Raw genomic sequence first — 25,952 nt, 5'->3', positions numbered from 1 at the left:
TTTCTTCTAGCCCAACTTACACTTTTTTACGTTTTTACAAATACTTAATTTTACCTTCTTCTTCTTCTTCCAAAAAAACTGGTTCCCAAGTGAGATATATTGATACTAGATTTGGTTTTAGTATCAAAACTTGTTTCCAATTCTCTATTTTTAATCTCTTCTTTAGTTCCAAAACGAATTTTATTAAAGGTTTTCATTTTTTCTTGAAGTGCATCTTTTAAAATCACAATTTTTTCTTGAGTTTCCATGGCTTTTATTTTTTTTACAAATTTAGCTATTGCTACTAACATAAAAGGGTTGTTAACAGCAATTTCACTTTTTATAACACTTCAATGCTCGGTTGATGCGAATAAGGCCAACTTAGGTATGACTAAAGCGCTTTTGAATAAATACAAAAAAGATATCGTAGATAAAATTTAGAATAAATTGAGTACAAAAAAAACGCTTTCACTGAAAGCGTTTTTTTTGTGACCAAAATGAACTAATTATTTTCCTTCTAAATTTTTCATTTCTTTTTCAATCATGTCATAAAACTGATCAATTTTAGGCATGATGATAATACGAGTTCTTCTATTTTTAGCTCGGTTAGCTGGTGAATCATTTTCAACTAAAGGGACATATGAACTTCTTCCTGCAGGAATTAATTGTTTTGGATTTACAGCCAACTCTTTTTCTAAAACTCTAACAATTGAAGTTGCTCTCTTAACAGATAAATCCCAGTTGTCTAATAAAACAGCATTTTTAATTGGCACATTATCAGTGTGACCTTCCACCATACATTCAAAGTCGGGTTTGCTGTTGATTACTTTAGCTACTTTAGCTAGAACACCTTTAGCTTTATCACTCACTTCATAACTTCCCGATTTGAATAATAAATTGTCGGCAATTGAGATCATAACGACACCTTTTTCTACATTGATATTGATATCTGGATCGTCAATTCCAACTTCACGTTTTAGACTGGTAACTAAAGCAAGGGTAACACTATCTTTTTTAGTTAAAGCATCCTGTAAACGAGAAATTTTCAAATCTTTTTCTTTTAAACTTTCAAGAGATTTTTCTAAATTTTCAGCACCTTTGGTAGTTAACGTAGTTAAATTACCCATATTGTTGATTAAATCTGAATTGTTTTTCTTTAAGAAGTCAATTTGTTGAGCAAAAGCTTCTTTTTCCGTCAAACAAGTGTTTAATTTAACCGTTGCGGTGTTTAATAAATCTTGAATTTCTTTGTTTTTAGCTTCTAATTCGGTATATTTCTTTTTAGAAACACACGAACTTAACGAAATAGCAGCTACAGCGGCGAATAACATTACTCTTTTCATACTATAATTGTTTTTTACAAAATTAAATGGAAATTGTTAAAAAATAGCTTTTTTAAACCTAAACTATTGTTAAAATAATTTAGCAAATATCTTGCCATTCTCAATAAAATAACGGTAAACGACACTTTTTATTATGAAGTAATTTGATTTTTGAAGCATTCCTCTTTTTTTATAAAATTGATTTACAAGAGCATAAAAGGCGAAATGAGCCTTTAGTATAGCCCAAAAATGTTTGAATTTTCCTTTCATAATAAATTGTATTCCAGCAATACCATCTAAAATCAATCGTATGAAAAGTATAGGTAAGAGTTCCTTTTTTGGTAGATTTTTGGTCAGCATTAATAGCGAGTTTCTAAAGTTTAGAAAAGTTTTTCTAGGATTACCTTCATTAAGAGTTGCCCCACCTACATGATATACTACCGATTTTGAAGTGTATTTTATTTTGTAATTAAGATTAAAGGCGCGCCAACACAAATCAATTTCTTCTTGATGTGCAAAAAAATCATCATCAAAACCTCCTAATTTACGATATACTTCTTTTCTAATAAAGAAGCAGGCACCAGTTGCCCAAAAGATTTCGATTTCATCATCGTATTGCTTTTTGTCTTCTTCTATGGTATCAAAAATTCTTCCACGACAAAATGGATAGCCAAATTTATCAATAAAACCTCCAGCACCTCCAGCATATTCAAAATGGGTTTTCTTTTTAAAATCTAAAAGTTTAGGTTGAATAATAGCAGTTTCGGGTTGGGTTTCAAATAAATTTAAAATAGGAGTAAGCCAATTTTCGGTAACTTCTATATCCGAATTGACTAATGCGTAATATTCTTCTTCAACATACTTCAATGCTTCGTTATATCCTTTTGCAAAGCCAAAATTACCAGTGTTTTGAATTATTTTAACAGATGGAAACTGGTTTTGAATCACTTCAATAGAAGTGTCGGTAGAAGCATTATCAGCAACATAAATCGTAGCTTCATTTGAAAACGCAATTACCGAAGGTAAAAATTGTTCTAACAATCTCGCTCCGTTCCAATTTAATATGACAACTGCTATTTTTTTCAAGTGTTTTTTTGTTTCAGGTTTATTTTGTTTCAAGTCAAACATCGTTCGATTCGGCAAAGCCTCGGGATAAGTTGTTTGGAATTTCAACGAAAACATTAATTTATTCACCAACTTTCAACTTCCCTCATCCAGCTTCCCTCAATTAAAATCAGGAAGTTCTTTTAAGAAAACATATTTCTCATTTTCAAAATCCATTTGGCAAAAATAATGATTTAGTCCGTTGGTCACCATTAAATATTTTGCTTTCAAAACTAAGTTATAACGCGCAATTTGGTCAAATGTTTGTTGAGAAATAGGAACTTCTGGCGCTTTGCATTCGATTAATAAAAATATTTCTCCATTAGGTTGAAAAACCACACCATCATAACGTTTACTTAAATCGTTAATCTTGATTGATTTTTCAACGTTAATATAGGATTTTGGATACTTTTTATCTTGTAACAAAAATTGAATTACGTGTTGACGTACCCATTCTTCGGGCGTAAGAAGAATAAATTTTTTTCTAATTTCATCAAAAATAGACACTTTATTTTCACTATTTTTGAACCGAAAGGAATACGTTGGAAAATTCAAATTTTGCATAGTTCAAAATTAGTTAAATATTATAAACTGCCAACTATTTACGGACCACTGAATACTAAAATATGGAAGAAGTAATCCAAATTACTAAAGATATAAAAGCAGGAAACATTAAACCCATTTATTTTTTCATGGGTGATGAACCTTACTATATTGATAAACTAACGGAATTTATTGAGCAAAATATCTTGCAAGAACACGAACGCGATTTCAACCAAACGATTTTGTATGGTCGTGATGTTACCATGGAAGATGTGGTTGGAAATGCTAAACGTTATCCTATGATGGCTGATCGTCAAGTAGTGGTAGTTAGAGAAGCACAGGAGTTGTCACGTTATATTGATAAGTTAGAATCGTATGCCGAAAATCCGCAGCCAACAACCGTTTTAGTTTTTGCTTATAAGTACAAAACTTTAGACAAGCGTAAAAAAATCACTAAACTTTTAGACAAGGTAGGGGTAGTTTACGAAAGTAAAAAAATGTATGAAAACCAGGTTGGTGATTGGATTAAGCGCGTTTTATCAGGCCAAGGGTATAGCATCGAACCTAAAGCAGCTGCAATTCTTGTAGAATTTTTAGGAACGGATTTGTCTAAAATCAATAATGAATTAGAAAAATTAAAAATTATTCTGCCAAAAGGGCATACGTTTACCCCAAAGGATATTGAAGAGAATATTGGATTTAGTAAAGATTACAACAACTTCGAATTGCGAAAAGCTATTGGTGAAAAAGACCAATTGAAAGCTTATAAGATTGTAGATCACTTCTCACAAAATCCAAAAGATAATCCACTGGTTGTTACAACTGGATTGGTCTTTGGTTTCTTTTCACAATTGTTACAATATCACGGTTTAAAAGATAAATCGCAATTCAATGCAGCTAAAGTTTTAAAAGTGAGCCCCTATTTTGTGAAAGATTATGAAGTAGCATTCCGAAATTACCCAATGAAGAAAGTAAGTGCTATCGTTGCTGCTTTAAGAGATATTGATGTTAAAAGTAAAGGTGTAGGTGCTTCCTCTTTGTCGCAACATGATTTATTAAAGGAACTTTTGATAAAAATTTTCAATTAATACAAAGCATAAAAAGTTTTAAAATTTGTACCTTCGCAGTCCTAAATTTTACAAAATTTTAGTTAAAAACACTTAATTATGGGAATGAATAAAAATACAATTTTGGCTTGGGCAACTTTCATTATGATTTTAATGGGATTATTATTGATTGGCTTAGGAATTTATAGATATGCCGATGTAGCAGGTTGGGGATTCTCAGCTGTAGGTGTTGGTTTCTTTGCTATTGCTTGGGTTTTTAATGCCTTAAAAGGAAGAGTGTAAAAAAAAGTACAAAGTATAAAGATAAAAGTACAAAGTTTTAATAATCATATATCAAACATATAGTTTATGTCAGACGATAAGAAAGTCATTTTCTCCATGCAAAAAGTAAGCAAAGCTTACCAAGGAAGTGATAAGCAAGTATTAAAAAATATCTATTTGAGTTTCTTTTACGGGGCTAAAATTGGTATTTTAGGTTTAAATGGTTCAGGAAAATCTTCTTTGTTGAAGATTATTGCGGGAGTTGATAAAAACTATCAAGGTGATGTAGTTTTTGCTCCAGGATATTCAGTAGGATATTTAGAGCAAGAACCAAAATTAGACGAAACAAAAACAGTTATTGAAGTAGTTCGCGAAGGAGCTGCTGAAATCTTCGCATTATTAGAAGAATTCAACAAAATTAACGATGATTTTGGTTTACCTGAAGTTTATGAAGATGCAGATAAAATGCAAAAACTTATGGACCGTCAGGCTGAATTACAAGATCGAATTGATGCTTGTGGTGCGTGGGAAATAGACAATAAGTTAGAAATTGCAATGGATGCACTCCGCACACCTGAAGCCGATACACCAATTTCAGTATTGTCTGGTGGAGAAAAGCGTCGTGTAGCCTTATGTCGTTTGCTATTGCAACAACCTGATGTGTTGTTATTAGATGAGCCAACCAATCACTTGGATGCCGAATCGGTTCTTTGGTTAGAGCAACATCTGCAACAATATGCAGGAACAGTTATTGCAGTAACACACGATAGATATTTCTTAGATAACGTAGCAGGATGGATTTTAGAATTAGATAGAGGAGAAGGTATTCCATGGAAAGGAAATTATTCTTCTTGGTTAGATCAAAAATCAAAACGTATGGAGCAAGAAGAAAAAGTAGCTTCAAAACGTAGAAAAACACTAGAACGCGAGTTAGATTGGGTTCGCCAAGGAGCTAAAGGACGTCAAACTAAACAAAAAGCACGTCTACAGAATTATGATAAATTATTGAACGAAGACCAAAAAGAACTAGACGAAAAATTAGAAATCTATATTCCAAATGGACCACGTTTGGGAACGAATGTAATTGAAGCAAAAGGGGTTGCTAAAGCATTTGGTGATAAGTTATTGTATGACGATTTAAATTTTGTATTGCCACAAGCAGGAATTGTTGGAATTATTGGACCAAATGGTGCTGGTAAATCGACGATTTTTAGAATGATTATGGGAGAAGAAAAACCTGATGCTGGTTCGTTTACAATTGGTGATACCGTTAAAATCGCATATGTAGATCAATCCCACTCGAATATTGATGTGAATAAATCGATTTGGGAAAACTTCTGTGATGGCCAGGAATTAATCATGATGGGAGGAAGACAAGTAAACTCTAGAGCTTATTTATCTCGTTTTAATTTTGGTGGAAGTGATCAAAACAAAAAAGTAGCTACTTTATCAGGTGGTGAACGTAACCGTCTTCATTTAGCAATGACACTTAAAGAAGAAGGAAATGTATTGTTATTAGATGAGCCTACAAATGACCTAGACGTTAATACGTTAAGAGCACTCGAAGAAGGTTTAGAAAACTTTGCGGGTTGTGCTGTGATTATTTCACACGATAGATGGTTTTTGGACAGGGTTTGTACTCATATTTTAGCTTTTGAAGGCGATTCACAAGTGTATAGCTTTGAAGGAAGTTTTACAGAGTATGAAGAAAACAAGCGTAAACGCTTAGGAAAAGATGTAACGCCTACCCGAATTAAATACAAAAAATTAATCCGATAAACATTTGTAAAAAAATCCTGATTTATTCAGGATTTTTTTTATTTTAGTATTTCCTTAATTCCATTATTTTAAACCAGTTACATGATAACTTATAGTAGGGTTCTATTTGTTTTTGCACTTTGTATGAGTGTCGTCTTTGGAAGGGCTCAAAATGTTTCTAAATCAGACAACGAAGCCAAAGCTTTATTAAAACAAGCAGGACAAAGCTTTCTGAATCTAGATTCTAAACAATCACTAGATTTTGCAAAAGCCTCCTTAGAAATTGCTTTAAAGAACAATAATTTTTTATTAGCATCAAAAGCATATAATTTGATAGGGTTGAATTTTGATGAATTTTCAGATCCTCAAAAGGCAATTGATTTTTATAAGAAAGGGATTCAAATGGCCTTAAGAACGGATAATGACACTATAAAATCATGGTTATATAATAATTTAGGTAACGTTTATTGTTACAGGAAAATAGATTTTTTAAAAGGTATTGCGAATTATCGAGAAGGAATAAAATATTCCGAAAAAATGAACGATGCACAAGAAGTAGTCTTTTCTAAGCTCAATATCGGTAGCGCCTATTTTTCAATTCAAGAATTTGATAAAGGAATTATTTATTTAAAACCTATCGAACACTATATTGATAAAGAAGGGAGTATAGAAGCCAAAATTTCTATAAATTCTAATTTTGGACTTTACTACAGCGCATTGGGAGATTTTAAGAAATCTGAGAATTATTATTTAAAGGCACTTAAATTTTGTGATCAAAATGACGTTGAATTGATAAAATCAAATGTGTCAGTCGTTTATGATGATATTTCTAAATTGTACTTTAAATTAAAGGATTATGAAAAAGCCTATTTCTATCTTGCAAAACACGATGCATTACAAGATAAAATTTACAACGAAGATCGACTCAATGAAGTTAAAGTAGAAGGATTAAAGATTGATTATGCTGAAGTTAACAGGAAAATTGAAGAAATTGAAAAAGAGAAGCAAAATCAAGCTGAAAAATTAAAAACCAATACTTTTATAGTAGTTTTACTCATCATACTTTTCTTTGTGCTATTATTGTTATTGTTTTCACTTATCAGAAATAATAAAATCAAAGCTAAAGCTAATGTAGCTTTACAAAATGCAAATCAAGAATTGTTGATAGCGAAAGAAAAAGCAGAAGAAGCATCCCAATTAAAATCGCAATTTGTTTCCACTATAAGTCACGAATTGCGAACGCCTCTTTATGGTGTCGTGGGAATAACCGATATTATTTTAGAAGAACACAAAGAACTTCAGAATAGTCCTCATTTAAAATCATTAAAATTTTCAGCTAAATATTTATTATCCTTAGTGAATGATATTTTGAAAGTCTACAAGATCGAAGAAAATCAAGTGGTTTTAGAGGACGTAATTTTTAAATTGCAAGAACAAGTAGAAGTAATAAAAGATTCTCTTCGATTTTTGGCAATTAAGAATAACAACGACATAGAAATTGTTTATGACCCTTTGATTCCTGAATTTTTAGTTGGTGATAAAACTCGTTTGTCCCAGATTTTAATCAATCTTATAAGTAATTCTTTAAAATTTACTACCAACGGAAAAGTTGTTATCAAGGTAGAATTACTTGAACGTAAAGATTCAAAATGTATTTTACAATTTCAAATTATTGATAATGGGATTGGAATTGCTAAGCAAAATCAAGAGAAAGTATTTGAAAAATTTGTTCAAATTTATCGTAAAGAAGATGATTACCAAGGAACCGGACTAGGACTCACTATTGTTAAAAAAATGATCGAACTTTTTAAAGGAACGATTCTTTTAGAAAGTGAAGAGAACGTGGGTACCACTATTACTTTTACGATTGCATTTGATGCTGATATTACAAAAATTCCCTCACGTTCAAGTGCGTCTTATTTCCCTTTTTCTCCCGATAAAGCGTATAAAATTTTAATAGTTGAAGATAATAAAATCAATCAGGTAGTGACTAAGAAATTTTTAGAAAATCATGGTTTTATTTGTACCGTTGTTGAAAATGGATATGAGGCTATTGAATTAGTAAAAGAGACCTTATTTGATATTATATTGATGGACATTAATATGCCGTTAATTAATGGTTTTGAAACGTCTAAGTTGATGAGACAAAACGGGATAACTACACCAATTATTGCAATAACGGCTTTTGATAAGCAAGAAATTGAAGATAAAATTGATAATGCTCAAATTAATGAGGTGATCGTGAAACCGTTCGATAGTGAAAAACTTTTTGAGGTTTTGAATCGCTACATAAAATAAAAAGCGCTAATACCAGCGCTTTTTATTTTTTTTCGATGCTTCCGATTTTCTTGAGTTCGATTTCGGATTCATTTTATTTTTGTCTTTATTTCTCAAATCAGGTTTTGCGTCTGGATTTGGAACTTCTTCTTTCCAGGTATACGGATGGTCTGCCACCACTTTAACTTTCATTCGAATCAATTTTTCAATGTCCTGCCAGTATGGTTTTTCGTCTTTTCCACAAAAGGAAATGGCTAAGCCCGAATTTCCAGCTCTACCTGTTCGACCAATTCGATGAACATACGTTTCAGAAATATTCGGAATATCAAAATTAATTACAAACGGAAGTTGTTCAATATCAATACCTCTAGCGGCAATATCGGTTGCTACTAAAATATCAATCTCTTTGTTTTTAAATTGCTCGAGTACTCTCTGACGTGCATTTTGTGATTTATCACCATGAATGGCCTCTGCTTTGATACTTGCCTTTTTAAGTACTTTTACGATGTTATCAGCACCGTGCTTTGTTCGCGTAAAAACCAAAGCATTACTTAAACTTTCTTGAATTATTAACTGTTTTAATAATAATCTTTTATCATCTTTATTCACAAAATATACTTTTTGTGAAACGTTCTCAGCCGTACTAGATATTGGGGTAACCGAAATGTACTTTGGACGGGTTAAAAAGGTATCGGCCAATTCTCTTATAGCTAAAGGCATTGTAGCTGAAAACAATAATGTTTGTCGATTCTCAGGTGTTAATTTAATGATCTTTTTTACATCATTAATAAAGCCCATATCCAACATTTGATCTGCTTCATCCAAAATTAAATGATGCATATGATTCAAATCAATGAATCCTTGCTTGTGTAAGTCCAAAAGTCTTCCAGGTGTAGCGATTAAAACATCAACACCTGATTTTAGTTCGTTTACTTGTGGTACTTGATTAACTCCTCCAAAAATTACTAATGATTTTACATTGGTATATTTTCCATAAGTTTTGAAACTTTCGTCAATTTGAATTGCCAATTCTCTGGTAGGAGTTACAACTAATGTTCTTATGTGTTTGGCTTTCTTAGCAGAACCTACAATTCGATGAATTAAATTCAAAATAGGAATAGCGAAAGCTCCAGTTTTTCCTGTACCCGTTTGGGCGCAAGCCACTACGTCTTGTCCTAGTAAAATTTCAGGAATAGCTTGCTCTTGAATAGGGGTAGGGTTTGTGTAGCCTTCTTCCTCTAGCGCTTGTTGGATATTGTTAAATAGTTTTAAATCGTTAAATGTCATAAAATAAAATTAATCTTATCAAACTTTCGATAAGGCTACAAAGGTAGTGTTATTTTAATTAATGTATTTTGCTAAGTGTTTAGTCTTTACTTTTGATAAAATCTGTAATCATAGTAGCAATAAGTTTACCCGTTAAATGATTGTTTTTAGAAGTATCAAGTTCTGGAGCACCTTCACAGATGTGAAGGTAAGCAGCATTTTGTTGTTTCCCAAAGTAATATATATAATGACGAGCTTTATCAACACTAAAACCGCTCAATGTCATGGCACTGGAAGGAATATTTGGAATAGCATCTAAATCTAGCTCAATTCCGAAGGGTTCATTTTTTATAAAATCTAATGCCTTTTTGAGTTCTTCTTCAAAGTTTTTTTCTCTTTTAACTTCAATTTCTTCATACGTTACATATTTTACTCTTGTATTTAACTCTTTCAACGTATTAAAAACACTTTTGGAAACAAAATTCTCATGAAGGCCAAAAATGAAATATTTTTTTAAAAAACCATCTTCAAAGGCATAACTAAATCCGTTACCAGAATGCCTTCCTTCTAAAATTCTAAAATCAGTGTGAGCATCAAAATTTATTGCATTTACGGGTTTTCCCTTGGCCAATGCTAAACCTTTGATATTACCATATGCATTATTGTGTCCACCTCCGATTATTATTGGAATTTTCCCTGCATTAACAATTTGATGTACTACATGTGATACTTCTTTGTCAATTTTTTCAACTAATAGAAACAATTCCTTTCGTTCTTGTTTGTTTGATGCATCCAATTTTTTGGCCGCTTCAATCTCTGCAGCAATATTTAAGTGTCCTAAAACAATTAGGTTACTTCCTTTGCAAAATTTATTATGCTGAATATTAACCAAACTTTTCAACGTACTTTCATACGCTGAAGCTGTTCCAGGACGACCAAGGTTTGCTTTTACTCCCACATCTTCAGTGATACCAAAAAGTACAAACTTGGCATCTGAAGATCGAATAAATTCTATGGTATTCGTTTCTTTAGGAACTGTTATTATTTTTTCTCCATATTTGACTTCACCACTTCTATGGTTTGTTATTTTAGCTAATTCATTTTGATTGAGTAGAACGATATTTTCCATAAATAATGTTAAAAAAAGCAAATCAAATGTACTATAATTTAATAAAATTCGTTACAAGATTATGAAAATACTTTTTTAATTGTATTTTTGAATAACCAAATTATAATTAACCTATAAACTAATGGAAAACAAATCGAATAATTCAGGATTGAAAGCAGCAGTAGTAATTTTAGTATTATTACTTTTAGGAAGTATCGGATACATTATCAAGTTAACTACTGATAATAAAGAAACAGTAACAACGCTAACAACCGAGAAAGAAACACTAGCTGAAGAGTTAAAAGCTAAAATTGCCGAATATGATCTAATGATTTCGGACAACACTGCTTTAAAAGAAGAACTTCAAGCGGAACAAGCTAAAATGGTTGAACTTTTAGAACAAGTTGAAAAATCAAAAGGGGATTTGGCTGCCATGGCAAAATACAAAGCTTCTTATTTAAGATTAAAAGGAGAGATGGACAACCTTGTTGCTGAGAATAAACTTTTAAAAGAGCAAAATGTAACCCTTACTTCTTCATTAGATAGCACTACTGTGGTTTTAGAAGAGACTAAAAAGTTTAACGATACTTTATTGGTTCAGAATGAAGGATTAACTAAGACCGTAGAGAAAGGATCAAAATTAGCAGTTTTAAACTTAAAAGTTTTAGCTGTTAAAGAGAGAAGCTCAGGAAAACAAATTGAAACCGATAAAGCAGGAAGAGCTAATAAACTAAAAATAAGTTTTTTAATTGCTGAAAATCAAATTGCTAAAACGGGTAGTAGAGAGTATTATGTTCAGATTATTGACAGTAAAAACAATATCTTAGGTGAAAAAACTACAATACCTGCAGGAGATAAAACATTGACATACAGTTTTATCAGTACTGTTAAATATGAAAACAAAACGGTTCAAGTTAATGAAGAGCTTTCTGGTGAAGATTTTGCAGCAGGAACTTATTTCGTTAATGTTTTTGATAAGAATATGGAGTTGGTATCTAAAACAAGTTTTAACTTGAGATAATCCCAATCCAAATGGATAAAAAAGTTGCCCTAAAAGTAAGTTACTTTTGGGGCATTTTTTATTTAAAAGTTTTTTTATACTTTTGTTATTCCAAGGAAATGGTGTTCTTCCTTACCCAACCGCCTTAAAAAGCTGATGACGCCTGATTAAAAAATAATTTGATAATTTAATCAGGGATAATTGTGGCTATAACTAAACTAAAAATGTTTTTCAAAGATTTATCGAAATCCAATCCTAACTTTTCATCCAAGATAAGCATTTATGCATTTCTTTTAAAATGGACATTCATAAGTACGCTTATAGCGGTATTGGTTGGGAGTGCTTCTGCAGGGTTTTTGGTTTCATTAGATTGGGTAACAAATTATAGAGAAAAACACCCATTTATAATTGCATTTTTACCTTTAGCAGGTTTGTTCATTGGCTTGCTATACCATTATTATGGCAAAGAGGTTGAAGCGGGAAATAATTTAATTATTGAAAATATCCACAAACCGTTTGTTCGTATTCCCTTAAAAATGGCTCCTTTTGTATATGTGGGAACAATTATAACGCATTTATTTGGTGGATCTGCTGGACGAGAAGGAACGGCTTTGCAAATGGCTGCTTCTATTATGGATCAATTTTCAAAAGGGTTCAAGTTTAACCAAACCGAACGAAAAATACTTCTTATCGCAGCAGTTTCTGCTGGATTTGGATCTGTATTTGGAACTCCATTAGCAGGTGCTCTTTTTGGTTTGGAGTTTTTTTTAATAGGAAAAATAAATTATAAAGCAATTTTTCCTGCGTTTGTTGCGGCTATTTTAGCTGATTTAGTCACGAGAGCTTGGCATGTTCCTCATTCGCATTATCTTATTTCTGATTTTCCGGAATTATCGTTTTTATCAATTTTATATGCTATATTGGGAGGAATTGCGTTTGGATTGTGTGCCATGGCTTTTAGCAAAGCTATTCGATTCATGACTTTACAATTTAAATCAAGAATAAAATTTCCTCCATTTAGACCTTTAGTTGGTGGTATTATTGTTGCTTTAGCTGTTTTCTGTATTGGAACAACTAAATTCATTGGTTTAGGTATACCAACGATAGTTCAATCTTTTGAAGCGCAATTGCCAATATATGATTTTGCACTAAAAATGGCTTTTACGATACTAACATTAGCCGCAGGTTTTAAAGGAGGTGAAGTTACACCACTCTTTTTTATAGGTGCTACATTAGGAAGCGCACTCTCATTTTTTATACCGTTACCAACGGCTTTATTAGCAGGAATGGGATTTGTAGCAGTTTTTGCAGGAGCTACAAACACTCCTATCGCTTGTATGTTGATGGGGATTGAACTTTTCGGTATTGAAAGCGGAATTTATGTAGCTATTGCATGTATGGTTTCATATTTGGTTTCTGGTCATAATAGCATTTATGGCAAACAAATTGTTGGAGAACCAAAGCACGAAAACAACAAGCATCATAGAGGAATATCGATAAGTGAAATTAAATAAATTTCCCTTCAATCATTACTTTATCAATTAAGTTGGTTCCAAAAGCATAAGGCAATTGGTAAAAACTGGTGATGGGTTTTGTAATGATTATATTGGCTCTTTTCCCTTTTGTAATGCTTCCATGCGTTGCCGAAACTCCCATGGCATAAGCACCGTTGATAGTTGCAGCATTAATAGCTTCTTCTGGAGTCATTTTCATTTTAATGCATGCGGTTGCCACCACAAAATTCATATTTCCAGATGGTGTAGTTCCAGGATTGTAATCGCTTGCCAAAGCCAATGGTAATCCTGAGTTGATCATTTTTCGTGCTGGGGTATAGGGTATGCTAATAAAATAAGAACAACTTGGTAATGCTACCGGCATGGTCTTACTATTTTTTAATATTTCTATATCTTCATCAGTCACAATTTCTAAATGATCCACGGAAACTGCTTCGTTTTCAACACAAGCTTTAATTCCATCGATAGCGGTAAATTGGTTTACGTGGATTTTAGGTTCTAAACCGTATTTTTTCCCAGCTTCCATAATTTTTATGGTTTCATCAACTGAAAAATATCCAGTTTCTAAAAAGGCATCAATATAATCAGCTAAGTCTTCAGATGCAATTTTAGGTAACATTTCGTTAATTATCAAATCAATATACCCGGAATGATTCTCTTTATATTCAATTGGAAAAGCATGAGCCCCCAAAAAAGTTGCTTTTATCGCAATAGGATAATTCTCTTTTAAACGTTTAATAACTCGTAACATTTTCAATTCACCTTCCACTGTTAGTCCATAACCCGATTTGATTTCAACGGCACCCGTTCCTTGTTGCATGATTTCTTCTAAACGCAATTTGGATTGCTCGTAAAGTTCGTCTTCCGAAGTTTCGTTTAATTTTTTGGCCGAATTTAAGATGCCACCACCTCGATTGGCTATTTCTTCATAGGATAATCCATTGATTCTATCCACAAATTCTTGAACTCTATTTCCTGAATAAACAATATGGGTGTGACTATCAACCCATGTTGGTAATATTACCTGACCTGTCACATCAAAAATTGCTGCATCTGAAACTTTTGGACAAGCTTCCATCAAACCAAAATCGGTAATAACATTGTCTTCTATTAAAAGATAGGCATTGTCGATTTTAGGCAATACGGCCATATCGAAACCCGAAATTTTATCAATCCCAGTGGCTCTAATTTGTAATAGCTCTTTTATATTGATGAATAGCGTTTTCATTGAAAATAATTTTCTGTAAAAATACTTCTCAATTTTAAAAACTCCTATCTTTATATAAAATTTGTTTGTTTTGAGAAAAATTAAGTATAAGAAAGGAAGAAAAGTACAAGCTAGCGTTTTAGAATATACAGGTAGTCATAAAGATACCCCTACAGAAATACAATTGTTTGTCTATGATGCTGAAGATGTTACAGAATTTCATCAGCTTCAAGAATCAGATATTCAACATTCAATAGATTTTTCAAAGGTAAATTGGCTTAATATTCATGGTCTAAATGAACCCAATATTATTGCAAAAGTGGGTGAAACTTTTGGAGCCGATAATTTTATTATTGGAGATATTTTAAATACGACAAAGCGAACAAGGTTAGAGGAATATCATAATATTTTGTTTTTCAATGTGAAATCATTATTGCCCATTGAAAACTCTGATAATATCAATTATGAGCAAATTAGCTTTATATTAAAAGATACTATTTTACTATCGTTTCAAGAGAAACGAAGTGATTTTTTTAAGCATATCCGAGAACGAATTAGAACCAATTCGGGGGTAGTAAGAACCAAAAAAGCAGACTTTTTATTGTATTTATTATTGGATGCCATTATTGAAAATTTTTACATAACTATTGAAAGTGAAGAAGATCGGGTAGATGAAATTATTAATTTATCGAAGACAAGTACGAAACCAGAAGTCTTAGAATTGATTGAAAAGCATCGGGATAATTTTAATTTTTTAAAGCGTTCTATCATTCCATTGCGCGATTCATTATATTCGATTAAGAGCATGAAAGATGATGATGTTTTTAATGATATTCAGGCTGAAAACTATTCGTTTTTTTCAAGATTACATCAAAAGTGTTTGGAGCTTTTAGAACAAATTGAATCAGATTTAATTACACTAGATAGTGCCTCAAATTATTTTTTTTCGGCACAAAACCATAAGATGAATGAAGTGATGAAATCGTTAACAGTGGTTTCGATGTTTTTTTTACCCTTGACTTTTATTGTTGGTGTCTATGGTATGAACTTTAAGTATTTTCCGGAACTAGAGTGGGAAAATGGATATTTCATTATATGGGGTGTTATGATTTTAGTGGTGGTGTTTATGTTTGTCTATTTTAAAATGAAGAAATGGTTTTAGTTCTTAAAATTATTACTATATTATATTGTTAAAAATAAAATTTAGGTTTATCTTTGACAAGAATTCATAAATTCCGGAAAAATCATGTTTGAATTTCAACAGTACCTAGGTTTTTTACTTTTCTTAACCATTTTAACTATCGGTTTTTGGTTGATGATATTCTTAGTAGGATTTGTTCACTATTGGTTGGGCGGTGCTATCATGGAATTGATTAAAGAGAAAAGAGCAAAAAGACAAGCTGAACTAGAAAATTAATTTTTTAGTTTTAAAAATAAAAGTCTCGATGTAAATCGGGACTTTTTTGTTTTTAACACTTACCATTTCGGTAATTGATTTAAAAATATTTTTTAAATTGATAGGAGAGCGCAAAGGGTAATAATCTATTTATGATACTCCTTATAAAGGTAGCCAATTGAATGCTAGAATTAGTTGCCTATTTTTTTAAATAAAAAATAGCATTAGAATAAAAAAAGTCCCAATAATATCGGGACTTTTTAAAGTTTATGAAATGTCTTGAATTATGGTTTTCCCATATATTCCTCACCACCATTATCTTCTCTCGGTTGTCTATCTCTTTCGTTTTTCTGTTTGTTAAAACGGTAAGTAAACGTCAACATAACTTGTCTTTCTCTCCATTGCATTTCACTATAAGAACTTACAACATTAGGAATTTGCGTTTCCATGATTCTTTTTCTAGAATTAAACACATCACTCACATTAAAAGCAATAGTAGCTTTGTCTTTTAAAATATCTTTACTGAAAGCCAAGTTCATAGAAGCAATTCCTAAAGATTTTCCTTGAGCATTGGTTTGAGGTGCGATATAAGAACCGTTTGTTTGCCAATCGATTTTGTATGGCAAAGTAATTTTAGAGTTAATTCTAGCAAACCAAGTATACGCTACGTTGTCAAAATTTTGAATATCAATAACTCCATTTGGATCCACATAGCTGTAATCTCCTTGTGTTTCATTTCGGAAGGCATTAAAGTTACCGTTTAATCGCCACCATTTGTAAGGTGTATAATTTAAATTGAATTCAAAACCAGCTCTATATTCTTTTGCTAAGTTAATAGGAGAACTAAAGATTACAGGAATACCACCATCTACAATTCCAGAATTGATTCTTACAAATTGAAACGAATCGTTGGTTATATTAATGTAAGCAGAAGTATTAAAAGTCAATTTGTTCCATCTTTTTAAATACCCAATATCAAATGCATCCGTTAGAGAAGGGTCTAAATCTGGGTTTCCTCTAAAAATATTAATATTACTTGCTAAAGAAGATACAGGGTTTAAGAAACGACCTCTAGGACGATTAATCCTTTTACTGTAGCTTAAGCTAAATGAACTAGTTTCAGAAAATTCATAGTTTAAGGTAGCGGAAGGAAATAGATTATTGTATTTTTTAGTGTTGTAATCGTCCAAGGAAATCGAATTGACTTCGATGTTGCTATCCTCAAAACGCAATCCTAAGAAATAAGAAAATTTATTAATTTTAGACCCATATTGGGCATAAAAAGCATTTACATTTTCAACATATTCCAGTTCGTTTGAAAAGTTATTAGTATCTGGGGTAACCGCAAAATCAGTTAAGTTGTTTAAGAAACTTCCTCTATATCCTGCTTCAAATCTTCCATCCTTTCCAATTGGTAATACATAATCTGCTTGAAATAAATTTCTTTGTTGTTTATTTATGTTTGTTGTTAGATCAATATCTAAACTAGATGGATCTCCTAAAACTTGATCTGTAATTGTAGCAAATTCGTTTTCATTGTTTTTTGAAATGGCAATGTCTACATTAAGTTGGTGACCATCTTTCTTAAATTTTTTCACAAAATTAGAAGCGTATTCTATACTAAATTCGTCGCTTTTTTGATTGTTAAAACGATTTCTGATTGAAACAGGATTTAAATTAGCGTCAAAATTGTTAAAAAACACATTATCAGGATTTTTACCAGTATTTTCTCTAAAAGTTAAGGCATTTGTCCAAACTAATGATTTGGTTAGATTTAAATCAATACCAAAATTAGCATTGTATCCTTCGTATAATCGTTTATTGGTTCGTCTTTCGTAAACATAACCATTGGTTGTACCATCATTATTAAAATACTGTGCGTCTGTTAAAGAATTTCCTGGATTGTTTCTGTAGTTGTAACCAAAGTTTGAAAACAAATTAAAGGTATCTCCTTTTTTATTTAAGTTGGCACTCACACCATACGTTTCAGGATCTCCTACATTGGCCATGATAGAACCATTCAAACCGTTTGCTTTCCCTTTTCTAATTACAATATTGATAATTCCACCACCACCTTCAGCATCATAACGTGCCGATGGATTGGTAATAACTTCTACTTTTTCAACAGCATCAGCAGGCAATAATTTTAAAGCATCTGCGATATTGATTCCAGCTAAACCTGAAGGTCTTCCATCAATTAAAATTTTTACATTTTCATTTCCACGAAGTGCTACTGTTCCTTCAGCATCTACAGTAACAGAAGGCACGTTGTCTAACACATCACTAACCGTTCCTCCTTTTACCATCATGTCTTTACCAACGTTATAAACTCTTTTGTCTAACTTAATTTCAACGGTTGATCTTTCAGCTATGATGTTAATTTCGTTTAACTCAGCAACATCTGGAGCCAAAAAAATGGTTCCTAAATTAGTGTCCTCACTGAAAGATTTTTGCGCTATAGGAGCATTTTTAAATGAGATAAATTCGGCTCTAGCATTATAATTACCAGCTACAATGTCAAATTTGAAAACACCATTTTCATCTGTGATACCTCCCGACAATTGTTTAGTTGTAACATCTTCAAAAACAATAGTTGCATATTCCAAAGGAAGATTTGTTCCTTTTTCTAGGACTTTTCCTGAAATAGTGATTTTTTTACCTTCAGGTCTTTGAGCGTAAGTAGCCACACCAAATAGTAGCGATAGGGTCACGAAAAGAAATTTTTTCATCATCAATTTGTTATTTTATCAATAAGTGGACAAAAATAGCCTTTGGTTACACCTAACTTTCCTAATTCTTTGTTAAAACTACCCTAGCAAATCGTTAATCTTTTCTATAGGTCTCGCAATTATTGCTTTATCTCCAAAAACAACAATTGGTCTTTCAATTAACTTAGGATGAGTTAATAGAGCATCTATGATTTCGTCATCGTTCATTTCCTTTTCTCTATATTGTTCTTTCCAAATAGCTTCTTTTGTTCTGACCAATTCAATTGGTTTCATTTGAAGTTTTTCTAGGAGCGCAACAAGTTCTTCTTTCGTTAAAGGATGGTCTAAATAGCGTCTTATAGTAAAAGGTAGATTTAAAGTTTCTATTTCGCACAAACCTGCTCTCGATTTGCTGCATTTTGGATTGTGGTAAATGGTAATCATATCGTATTTTTTGTTTATTATTGCACAAAAGTAATAGTTTACAATATGTTTATAGCACAAGGTTTTAAAAAAGAAAATGATTTTTGGAAGTATCTCCTAGGTTCAATATTGGTTTTTTTAGGTTCTTTAGTAGGGCAAATTCCACTTGGATTAGCGGTTATAATAACTGGTTTTTCAACAAATAAGATGCCAACATCGGAGAAGGATCTCTATGCCATGTTTGATTCAAATTTGTTCTTGTTTTTAATATTAATATCTTTTGTTTTTGCTTTTTTAACGCTAATTTTTGTTGTAAAAAAAGGGCATCATCAGTCGTTTCTTTCTATTGTAACATCAAGGAATTCAATTGATTGGAAGCGCGTTTTTGTAGCCTTCACTATTTGGGCACTGTTTTCTTCAACGCTAATTGTAATTTCGTATTTTACTGACAGTTCTCAAATACAATTGCAGTTTAATTTAGTTCCATTTTTATTATTGGTATTAATTACGTTGGTTTTGATGCCCATTCAAACCACTACCGAAGAATTGGTTTTTAGAGGTTACTTAATGCAAGGTTTTTTTAATTTGTCAAAAAACAAATGGTTTCCTTTAGTGATGACATCTGTTATTTTTGGTGTCATGCATATTTTTAATCCAGAAGTTCAAAAAATGGGCTATCTCATTTTGGTGTATTACATTGGAACCGGTCTTTTTTTAGGGATTATTACTTTGATGGATGAGGGGACCGAATTGGCGATTGGTTTTCATGCAGCCAACAACATGACAGCGGCTTTGTTAATAACATCTGATTTTACAGTTTTTAAAACATACTCTGTTTTTAAAGATTTGTCAGAACCTTCTTTAGATTATGAAGCTTTTTTACCAGTATTTATTATATATCCAATTTTAATCTTTGTGTTTTCTAAAATTTACAAATGGAGCAGTTGGAAAGAAAAGTTACTAGGTAACCATCAAGAGGATTAAAATTAATTAGCTCACTTTTTTAATTTATTTAAACTTTTATCATCATGATACCTCATTATCGAAATATTCACAATCGTTTTAAAATTAACGGATTTCATATTGAAAAACAATCGTTGTTTCAATTGGCATATAGTTTAATTAAAGAAGGAGCTTCTTTTGAAAAAGAGTTTGGCGAGTTTTTATTGGATTGGATTGATGATAAGGAGACCATTGTTTTGACTACTTCTGGGACCACAGGGATGCCAAAGAATATCACTGTGAACAAACAAGCGATGGTTAATTCAGCTATTGCAACGGCCAACTTCTTTGATCTACGACCAGGGGATACCATCTTACATGCTTTACCATCACGATATATTGCTGGAAAAATGATGTTGGTTAGGGCAATAATTATTGGCTTAGAAATAGATTTGATAGCTCCTAACAGTCATTTAAATGATTTGTTACCTAATAAAAAGTATGACTTTACAGCTTTAGTTCCTCTTCAAGCTGAAAACAGTTTGGATAAGCTACATCAATTTAAGAAAATAATTATTGGAGGTGCTAAAGTTTCAGATGATTTAGCTTTAAAACTACAAACAATTCCATCTGATATTTACGAAACCTATGGCATGACTGAAACACTGACGCATATCGCGGCAAGAAAAATCGGAGAGCCTTTTTTTAATGTTTTGGAACACGCGTCCATATCCAAAGACGAGAGAGCTTGTTTGGTTATAGAAGCACCAACTATTACAGATGGAAAAATAATCACAAATGATATCGTTGAAATTCAAAATAACCGCCAATTTCAATGGTTAGGCCGTTATGATAATGTAATTAATAGTGGTGGTATAAAATTGTTTCCCGAACAAATTGAGGCTAAACTTGCCTCTCAAATTGGGGTCCCTTTTTTTATTGCTTCGGAACCGGATCCTATTTTAGGACATAAAGTTATTTTAGTCCTTGAATCAGATAAAGAAATTTCTTTGGATTCCCAGATATTTGACGGATTAGAAAAATTTGAAAAACCCAAAGCCACTTACTTGGTTTCCCATTTTGAAAGAACAGAAACTACTAAAATTAATAGAACGGAAACATTAAAAAAAATAAAAGTTAACGTATCCTAGACAGAAGTAATTCCATATCCAAAGCAGATTTTGAATTGTTGTTCCGTTACGTCTTCCTCAGAGAAATGCTTTTTAATATTAAATAGGCTATGAAAAAAATTGGTATTGCCCTTTTGATGAGTTTGTTTTTTCATTGTACTCATTCTCAGGAAACAAGTGTTGCGAAATCCATTTATGGTGTGCAAACAGGTTTTTTAGGTATTTGGGTTCACAATGAAACTAAATTAACATCCGAAATCGTATTAAGGTCTGAAATTGGTTTCGATACAGGTATTTGGGCAGGGAAATATTATGAAAAAACAGGATTTGTTTTTGCTCCTGTTCTTCGTGTTGAGCCTCGTTGGTATTATAATCTAGAAAAAAGACGTTCTAAATCTAAAAAAATTGATAAAAATAGTGGTAATTTCTTCTCGCTCGAAACTTATTACCATCCCGATTGGTTTGTAATTTCAAATAATGAATCCGTAAATATTATTACCGATATTGGGGTCGTACCAACATGGGGTATTAAAAGAACTTTAGGAAATCACTTTACTTATGAGACAGGTGTAGGACTGGGATATCGTTATTTTTTTGCAAAGCAAGCGGGTTATTTAGAAAACGAAGGGGAAATCGCAATTAATTTAAACCTTAGATTAGGATATTCTTTTTAAACCAACATTAAAAAAAAAAAAGAGAAAGATTTAATCTTTCTCTTCTAATTTTATAAAAAATTGGTTGTCATAGATTTGAAAACTTCTTTTTCGTAGTTTTTTTAGCTTTATTTTTTGGTTTTCAAGAGTTGGGTACAATCTCATTTTTTTACCTTCAAAATCAATGTCTATTGGCATATTAAAATCTTCATTTACATTTGACCAAGAATAATTTAGATAATCTCCAGTGACTTCATAATTTAAAACTGGGATTTTATTTGTATACAAATACTGATTGAAAATAGGGGTTAAATCCATTCCAGAAGCCTCATTGAAATAGGTAATAACGGTTTCCGTTGTAATTATTTTCTTTTTGTAAGTCTCAGTGTAATCATATAATAGTTTCCACCATTTTTCGTCATCTGCGATTACATGTCTCAGGGTATTTAACAGCAAAGAACCTTTATAATACATATCACCAGAACCTTCGTTATTGACGCCAAATTGACCAATAATAGGCTTGTCGTTTCTAATATTTCTAGCTTGACCATTTATGTATTTCATCGCATCATCATACCCTTTCATGCATTCTACAAATACGGTTTCAGAATACGTCGTAAATCCTTCATGAATCCACATGTCGGCGATATCCGTACTCGTGATGCTATTTCCAAACCATTCGTGCCCTGTTTCATGAATTGTGATGTAATCGAAAAACATCCCAACGCCTGTTCCCGATAAGTCAAAACCCATGTATCCTTTTTTGTATTTGTTGCCATAAGCTACGGCACTTTGATGTTCCATGCCTAAATAGGGCGTTTCCACTAATTTATACCCATCTTCCCAAAACGGATAACGACCAAATTTCGATTGAAAACATTCCATCATTGGTTTTACTTCTGCAAAATGTTCACGTGCTTTGGTTTCATTTTCTCTCAAAACATAGTAATCTAAATCTAAATCGGGCATTTTATCTTGAATGTGAACATAATCAGCAATATTTACCGTTATAGTGTAATTGTTGATTGGATTTTTAACCTCCCAATCCCATCGAGTATAACCATTCTTTAAATCTTCGGATCCTAAAAAACGACCGTTAGAAACGTTCATAACCCCGTTTGGAACCGCTACCTTAATAGATGCACCAAAGTCGGGTTCGTCACTTTGAGAATCTTTTACAGGATACCACAAACTAGCACCTGTTCCTTGTACTGCTACTCCAATAAAGTCTTTACCATTACTGTCTTTTTTGAAAACAAATCCGCCATCCCAAGGAGCATTTTTTGCGATTTTAGGGTTACCCGAATAATAAAATTGTAACTTGTGATTTGATTTTGAAGCTAATTTTTCAGGAAAAGCTATAAAAACAGCGTCATACTCGCGCTGGTATTGTAATTTTTTGGTATTCCAAACAATCGAATCTACTTTCATATTATCAAATAAATCCAATTGAATTTTTTGTGTTGGCACTAACACTTCAAACGTAATTTCATTAAATCCTTCGATGCTTTTTTGTTCTGGGTGTATCGTAATGTTCAAATCATAACGTTTCACATCATAAGAGGTTCTTTCAATTCGCAAACCACCTTGTAAAGAATCGCGACGTGTAAATTGGGCATTGATTTGCTGTATTCCTAATACTAATAGCACCACTAAAAAACTGTTTTTCATAAATTTTGATTTCAAAATCTAAATATAAGAGTTTAAATTTTATAATTTATAGAAATAAACTTGTATTCCTAATTTTTGCTAAAAGAGATGTTTTTAGCGTAGTAAAGGATAATGAATTGTTAAATATTTTTTAATCGCATGAAATAGTTTTAAATTTGATATTATTTATTAGAAATGAATCCATGTTCTCTTTTTTACATACTTGAAGTTCGAAGTTTAGTCACTTTGAACTACTTGCATGATGATTCATTTTTAAAAAGGGCTAAAGTCTTCATTAAATAATCCCTGTCAAGCCCAAGACAGGGAAATCTCCATTTTCTTATACAAAATAACTAATAATCATTTGCCTTTTGATGCTTTTGTGCCAAATTCAATTTTGAATTTGGTTGGGTATTTCTTAGGTTTCAATTAGGCATTTATCAAAAAAATAAAAAAATGAATCAAGACATAATATTGACAACAGGAATTTATGATTTAATTAAAGATTTACTCAGAAGAAAAAAAGTGACTCCGTTTGTGGAAGACCAATTGGTGGTGCAATTAAAACGTGCGAAACAAATTAGACGTAGCGAATTACCAGATAATGTAGTAACTATTGATTGCAAAGTCACAATTAAAGATCTTATAACTAATGAATTGCAAGATTTTAGTTTTGTAGCACCAGCAAAGGCTAAAAGAAGAAATAATACGGAATCCATTGTAGGAAATATTGGATTAGCTTTAGTTGGTAATAAAACTGGTGACCAAATAAAATGGGATTTTGGAACGGGTGAGCGAAATTTTGAAATAATTAAAGTGGAAAGATTTTAGTTCTAATCATATAAAAAACAATTAAATAAAAAGTGAGTTTCTAAAGTATGAAGCTCACTTTTTTAAAAGTTAGCTTCTTTTGTTATTGTCATTTTCTCTTTTGTAACGGGATGTTCAAAAGTTAAACTCGCTGCATGTAAATGCAAACGATGAGCTTTTTTTCCATACAAATCGTCACCAAGAATAGGTGTTTTTAAGCCCATTTCATGAGAAGCATGTACTCGTAATTGATGGGTTCTCCCCGTAATAGGATAGAAGTATACTAAGGTTTGATGATTTCGAATTTCAATTTTTTCCCATTTGGTTTGTGCTGGTTTTCCATGTTCGTAACAAACCAATTGTCTTGGTCGGTCGTCTAAGTCAACTCGTAAGGGTAAATCGATATACCCTTGTTGTTCTTCTAAAATTCCATCTAATAAAGCCACATAGCGTTTTTTAATGGTGCGTTTGATGAATTGACTTTGCAACTTTACGTAGGTTGCTTCATCTTTTGCAATCAACATCAATCCTGAAGTTGACATGTCCAAACGATGAACAATTAAAGGCCCCGTAGCATTTGGATATAAGCTTTTGACTCTTTGAAAAACCGAATCAGAAATTATCTTTCCTGGAACTGATAGAAATTCTGCAGGTTTGTTTATTACCGCTAAAAATTCATCTTCATAAACAAGCTCAATGTCTTTTCCTTCTGCAGGATTTTCTTGAAACGGATTCGCTTCCATATCCAAACCTTTCAGCATGTGCGATAGCAAAATAGGCTCACACTTACTTTTGCAAGCGGGATAAAATTGTTTGTGTTTTCTAATTTCTGATTTTGGCGATTGTCCCCACCAAAATTCAGCCATAGCGATAGGTTTTAAATGATGTTCGAAAGCATAATGTAACAACTTGGGTGCAGCACATTCTCCAGCGCCAGCAGGCGGGTTGTTGTTAAAGATTTCTCCTATGCTTTTTCGTTCCCCAAATTGGTTCAAAAAGGAATATTCAGCAAATAATTTTTGCTGTAAAGCACCCGATTTTTGGCGGCGTTCTTCTTTAAGTTGGTTAATCTCATCTAAAAGAAAATTGATTTCTTTTTGTGCCTTTTCCATTTGAAAATTCCAATATTTTGTCATCTTTTTGAGCAAAATACTTTCTTTTTTACTTTCTTCGGAGAGTTCCAATTCTAATTGCTCCATATCTGTCGGGGATAAATTGGCAAAAGAAATTCGTTTTTCATCACGCTCCACCTTCAATCTTTTGATTTTCGCTTTCTGATTTTGAATATCCGTTGAAGCTTCTTTTTTTATTAGTTCGAATTGTTTTTTGCAATTTTGAAGTTCGTTTGAATTTTCTAAAATCTCAATTTTACGATTCATAGCATTCAATACTTCTTCTTCTTTTCGGAAAAAACCATCTTCGTGTAACATATCAAAAATCGTAGGAACAAAATAGGGGAGGTGATTTACACCAGCTAATTTTCCAGAAAAAGCCCATAAATAACCTATTGCACCTTCTTGATTTTGACAGACTAAAACACCAAACATTTTTCCAATTATCAAGCCTTTCTGGTGTTCATCTAAACCAAAGTTATGCTCAAAGTCAGTTTGTGTCGCTAGATATTCTTGCAATTCATAAGCGGCAATACGGCTCAACTCATGTGGTTCATAATAAAATGGAAACGTAAACTTTTCAGGCAATGAAATTCCTGAAACATTGGTTTTGAAGGGTTGGAAAAGGGATCGTAACATGGAACAAAGATAAAAGAATTGTGGTCACAATCTATCATTTTAAAAAAGGACTCAGGAATAATGAGCAGGGTGGAAAAATAATT

The 25,952-nt window shown here is 32.0% G+C and carries 23 protein-coding genes and 1 riboswitch; of the genes, 12 read left to right on the top strand and 11 right to left on the bottom strand.

What is annotated here, in order from left to right; all coding sequences use genetic code 11:
* Positions 1–50: 50 nt before the first annotated feature.
* The 4 genes from BUE95_RS12805 to BUE95_RS12790 form a co-directional block, all read right to left on the bottom strand.
* Entirely contained in the window at positions 51–290 is a 240-nt protein-coding gene (locus BUE95_RS12805; protein WP_159433521.1) for a hypothetical protein, read from the bottom strand.
* A gap of 195 nt (positions 291–485) precedes the next feature.
* Positions 486–1,322: an OmpA/MotB family protein gene (locus BUE95_RS12800; RefSeq protein WP_073585127.1), complete on the bottom strand. Its 837-nt coding sequence runs from the start codon at positions 1,320–1,322 to the stop codon at positions 486–488.
* 69 nt (positions 1,323–1,391) lie between these two features.
* Positions 1,392–2,387, bottom strand: a complete 996-nt coding sequence (locus tag BUE95_RS12795) for a glycosyltransferase family 2 protein (protein ID WP_073585197.1) — start codon at positions 2,385–2,387, stop codon at positions 1,392–1,394.
* A gap of 138 nt (positions 2,388–2,525) precedes the next feature.
* Positions 2,526–2,969, bottom strand: a complete 444-nt coding sequence (locus BUE95_RS12790) for a type I restriction enzyme HsdR N-terminal domain-containing protein (protein WP_073585126.1) — start codon at positions 2,967–2,969, stop codon at positions 2,526–2,528.
* A gap of 62 nt (positions 2,970–3,031) precedes the next feature.
* Between BUE95_RS12790 and holA the strand changes: the two genes are divergently transcribed.
* The 4 genes from holA to BUE95_RS12770 all read left to right on the top strand — a co-directional run bounded on the left by holA (position 3,032) and on the right by BUE95_RS12770 (position 8,332).
* Positions 3,032–4,036 (top strand): DNA polymerase III subunit delta, encoded by a 1,005-nt coding sequence (gene holA / locus BUE95_RS12785; RefSeq protein ID WP_073585125.1) that lies wholly within the window; start codon positions 3,032–3,034, stop codon positions 4,034–4,036.
* Positions 4,037–4,114: 78 nt separating this feature from the next.
* Positions 4,115–4,297 carry a CAL67264 family membrane protein gene (locus BUE95_RS12780; protein WP_026725732.1) on the top strand — a complete coding sequence of 61 codons (183 nt, stop codon included), beginning with the start codon at positions 4,115–4,117 and terminating at the stop codon, positions 4,295–4,297.
* A gap of 66 nt (positions 4,298–4,363) precedes the next feature.
* Positions 4,364–6,055, top strand: coding sequence for an energy-dependent translational throttle protein EttA (ettA, locus tag BUE95_RS12775; RefSeq protein ID WP_073585124.1), 1,692 nt, complete (start codon positions 4,364–4,366; stop codon positions 6,053–6,055).
* Between the two features lie 123 nt (positions 6,056–6,178).
* On the top strand, positions 6,179–8,332 hold the full coding sequence (locus tag BUE95_RS12770; RefSeq protein ID WP_073585123.1) for an ATP-binding response regulator: 2,154 nt from the start codon (positions 6,179–6,181) through the stop codon (positions 8,330–8,332).
* A 6-nt stretch (positions 8,333–8,338) separates the two neighbouring features.
* Here the strand turns inward: BUE95_RS12770 and BUE95_RS12765 are convergent, their stop codons facing one another.
* Positions 8,339–9,598, bottom strand: a complete 1,260-nt coding sequence (locus BUE95_RS12765) for a DEAD/DEAH box helicase (protein ID WP_073585122.1) — start codon at positions 9,596–9,598, stop codon at positions 8,339–8,341.
* Between the two features lie 79 nt (positions 9,599–9,677).
* Positions 9,678–10,706 (bottom strand): formimidoylglutamase, encoded by a 1,029-nt coding sequence (locus BUE95_RS12760; protein WP_073585121.1) that lies wholly within the window; start codon positions 10,704–10,706, stop codon positions 9,678–9,680.
* A 121-nt stretch (positions 10,707–10,827) separates the two neighbouring features.
* Between BUE95_RS12760 and BUE95_RS12755 the strand changes: the two genes are divergently transcribed.
* On the top strand, positions 10,828–11,706 hold the full coding sequence (locus tag BUE95_RS12755) for a hypothetical protein (RefSeq protein WP_073585120.1): 879 nt from the start codon (positions 10,828–10,830) through the stop codon (positions 11,704–11,706).
* A gap of 85 nt (positions 11,707–11,791) precedes the next feature.
* Positions 11,792–11,858: riboswitch (Fluoride riboswitch) on the top strand.
* A gap of 51 nt (positions 11,859–11,909) precedes the next feature.
* Positions 11,910–13,199 (top strand): voltage-gated chloride channel family protein, encoded by a 1,290-nt coding sequence (locus tag BUE95_RS12750; RefSeq protein ID WP_084530309.1) that lies wholly within the window; start codon positions 11,910–11,912, stop codon positions 13,197–13,199.
* Here BUE95_RS12750 and hutI read toward each other — a convergent pair.
* Positions 13,192–14,427 carry an imidazolonepropionase gene (hutI, locus tag BUE95_RS12745; RefSeq protein WP_073585119.1) on the bottom strand — a complete coding sequence of 412 codons (1,236 nt, stop codon included), beginning with the start codon at positions 14,425–14,427 and terminating at the stop codon, positions 13,192–13,194. The two genes, BUE95_RS12750 and hutI, sit on opposite strands and share 8 nt — an antisense overlap.
* A 70-nt stretch (positions 14,428–14,497) precedes the next feature.
* Here hutI and corA point away from each other — a divergent pair, with 70 nt between their 5' ends.
* The gene (corA, locus tag BUE95_RS12740; protein WP_073585193.1) at positions 14,498–15,568 is read left to right on the top strand and encodes a magnesium/cobalt transporter CorA; all 1,071 of its coding nucleotides are present in this window, start codon (positions 14,498–14,500) and stop codon (positions 15,566–15,568) included.
* Positions 15,569–15,652: 84 nt separating this feature from the next.
* Positions 15,653–15,823 carry a hypothetical protein gene (locus BUE95_RS13755; protein ID WP_200778624.1) on the top strand — a complete coding sequence of 57 codons (171 nt, stop codon included), beginning with the start codon at positions 15,653–15,655 and terminating at the stop codon, positions 15,821–15,823.
* Positions 15,824–16,086: 263 nt separating this feature from the next.
* Here BUE95_RS13755 and BUE95_RS12735 read toward each other — a convergent pair whose 3' ends face one another.
* Entirely contained in the window at positions 16,087–18,531 is a 2,445-nt protein-coding gene (locus BUE95_RS12735; RefSeq protein ID WP_073585191.1) for a TonB-dependent receptor, read from the bottom strand.
* Between the two features lie 78 nt (positions 18,532–18,609).
* The gene (gene arsC / locus BUE95_RS12730; protein ID WP_073585117.1) at positions 18,610–18,954 is read right to left on the bottom strand and encodes an arsenate reductase (glutaredoxin); all 345 of its coding nucleotides are present in this window, start codon (positions 18,952–18,954) and stop codon (positions 18,610–18,612) included.
* A 45-nt stretch (positions 18,955–18,999) separates the two neighbouring features.
* On the opposite strand from arsC, the gene BUE95_RS12725 reads away from it, so the two are divergent.
* The 3 genes from BUE95_RS12725 to BUE95_RS12715 all read left to right on the top strand — a co-directional run bounded on the left by BUE95_RS12725 (position 19,000) and on the right by BUE95_RS12715 (position 21,679).
* On the top strand, positions 19,000–19,917 hold the full coding sequence (locus BUE95_RS12725) for a CPBP family intramembrane glutamic endopeptidase (protein WP_073585115.1): 918 nt from the start codon (positions 19,000–19,002) through the stop codon (positions 19,915–19,917).
* A gap of 44 nt (positions 19,918–19,961) precedes the next feature.
* Complete coding sequence (locus BUE95_RS12720) at positions 19,962–21,026, top strand: AMP-binding protein (protein WP_073585113.1); 1,065 nt, start codon at positions 19,962–19,964, stop codon at positions 21,024–21,026.
* A gap of 89 nt (positions 21,027–21,115) precedes the next feature.
* Positions 21,116–21,679 (top strand): hypothetical protein, encoded by a 564-nt coding sequence (locus BUE95_RS12715; protein WP_073585111.1) that lies wholly within the window; start codon positions 21,116–21,118, stop codon positions 21,677–21,679.
* Between the two features lie 30 nt (positions 21,680–21,709).
* Here the strand turns inward: BUE95_RS12715 and BUE95_RS12710 are convergent, their stop codons facing one another.
* Positions 21,710–23,329, bottom strand: a complete 1,620-nt coding sequence (locus tag BUE95_RS12710) for a M1 family metallopeptidase (RefSeq protein WP_073585109.1) — start codon at positions 23,327–23,329, stop codon at positions 21,710–21,712.
* Between the two features lie 435 nt (positions 23,330–23,764).
* Here BUE95_RS12710 and BUE95_RS12705 point away from each other — a divergent pair, with 435 nt between their 5' ends.
* A complete protein-coding gene (locus BUE95_RS12705) occupies positions 23,765–24,139 on the top strand; it encodes a GreA/GreB family elongation factor (protein ID WP_073585107.1) in 375 nt (124 codons plus the stop codon).
* A gap of 62 nt (positions 24,140–24,201) precedes the next feature.
* Here the strand turns inward: BUE95_RS12705 and BUE95_RS12700 are convergent, their stop codons facing one another.
* The gene (locus BUE95_RS12700) at positions 24,202–25,869 is read right to left on the bottom strand and encodes an RluA family pseudouridine synthase (protein ID WP_073585105.1); all 1,668 of its coding nucleotides are present in this window, start codon (positions 25,867–25,869) and stop codon (positions 24,202–24,204) included.
* Positions 25,870–25,952: the final 83 nt, after the last annotated feature.

Origin of the sequence: Flavobacterium cucumis, assembly GCF_900148835.1 — a bacterium.
GTDB classification, from domain to species: Bacteria; Bacteroidota; Bacteroidia; order Flavobacteriales; family Flavobacteriaceae; genus Flavobacterium; species Flavobacterium cucumis.
The sequence above is the reverse complement of the archived record's forward strand: the minus strand, read 5'-3'. Positions and strand labels throughout refer to the sequence as shown.

Excerpts from the sequence above, each read along its gene's own strand:
- BUE95_RS12705 (WP_073585107.1), top strand. The coding sequence starts at position 23,765 with ATGAATCAAGACATAATATTGACAACAGGAATTTATGATTTAATTAAA.
- BUE95_RS12755 (WP_073585120.1), top strand. The coding sequence starts at position 10,828 with ATGGAAAACAAATCGAATAATTCAGGATTGAAAGCAGCAGTAGTAATT.
- arsC (WP_073585117.1), bottom strand. The coding sequence starts at position 18,954 with ATGATTACCATTTACCACAATCCAAAATGCAGCAAATCGAGAGCAGGT.
- BUE95_RS13755 (WP_200778624.1), top strand. The coding sequence starts at position 15,653 with ATGTTTGAATTTCAACAGTACCTAGGTTTTTTACTTTTCTTAACCATT.
- BUE95_RS12790 (WP_073585126.1), bottom strand. The coding sequence starts at position 2,969 with ATGCAAAATTTGAATTTTCCAACGTATTCCTTTCGGTTCAAAAATAGT.
- BUE95_RS12805 (WP_159433521.1), bottom strand. The coding sequence starts at position 290 with ATGTTAGTAGCAATAGCTAAATTTGTAAAAAAAATAAAAGCCATGGAA.
- BUE95_RS12800 (WP_073585127.1), bottom strand. The coding sequence starts at position 1,322 with ATGAAAAGAGTAATGTTATTCGCCGCTGTAGCTGCTATTTCGTTAAGT.
- ettA (WP_073585124.1), top strand. The coding sequence starts at position 4,364 with ATGTCAGACGATAAGAAAGTCATTTTCTCCATGCAAAAAGTAAGCAAA.
- hutI (WP_073585119.1), bottom strand. The coding sequence starts at position 14,427 with ATGAAAACGCTATTCATCAATATAAAAGAGCTATTACAAATTAGAGCC.
- holA (WP_073585125.1), top strand. The coding sequence starts at position 3,032 with ATGGAAGAAGTAATCCAAATTACTAAAGATATAAAAGCAGGAAACATT.
- BUE95_RS12735 (WP_073585191.1), bottom strand. The coding sequence starts at position 18,531 with ATGAAAAAATTTCTTTTCGTGACCCTATCGCTACTATTTGGTGTGGCT.
- BUE95_RS12720 (WP_073585113.1), top strand. The coding sequence starts at position 19,962 with ATGATACCTCATTATCGAAATATTCACAATCGTTTTAAAATTAACGGA.
- BUE95_RS12700 (WP_073585105.1), bottom strand. The coding sequence starts at position 25,869 with ATGTTACGATCCCTTTTCCAACCCTTCAAAACCAATGTTTCAGGAATT.
- BUE95_RS12725 (WP_073585115.1), top strand. The coding sequence starts at position 19,000 with ATGTTTATAGCACAAGGTTTTAAAAAAGAAAATGATTTTTGGAAGTAT.
- BUE95_RS12750 (WP_084530309.1), top strand. The coding sequence starts at position 11,910 with ATGTTTTTCAAAGATTTATCGAAATCCAATCCTAACTTTTCATCCAAG.
- BUE95_RS12760 (WP_073585121.1), bottom strand. The coding sequence starts at position 10,706 with ATGGAAAATATCGTTCTACTCAATCAAAATGAATTAGCTAAAATAACA.
- BUE95_RS12710 (WP_073585109.1), bottom strand. The coding sequence starts at position 23,329 with ATGAAAAACAGTTTTTTAGTGGTGCTATTAGTATTAGGAATACAGCAA.
- BUE95_RS12780 (WP_026725732.1), top strand. The coding sequence starts at position 4,115 with ATGGGAATGAATAAAAATACAATTTTGGCTTGGGCAACTTTCATTATG.
- BUE95_RS12765 (WP_073585122.1), bottom strand. The coding sequence starts at position 9,598 with ATGACATTTAACGATTTAAAACTATTTAACAATATCCAACAAGCGCTA.
- BUE95_RS12715 (WP_073585111.1), top strand. The coding sequence starts at position 21,116 with ATGAAAAAAATTGGTATTGCCCTTTTGATGAGTTTGTTTTTTCATTGT.
- BUE95_RS12770 (WP_073585123.1), top strand. The coding sequence starts at position 6,179 with ATGAGTGTCGTCTTTGGAAGGGCTCAAAATGTTTCTAAATCAGACAAC.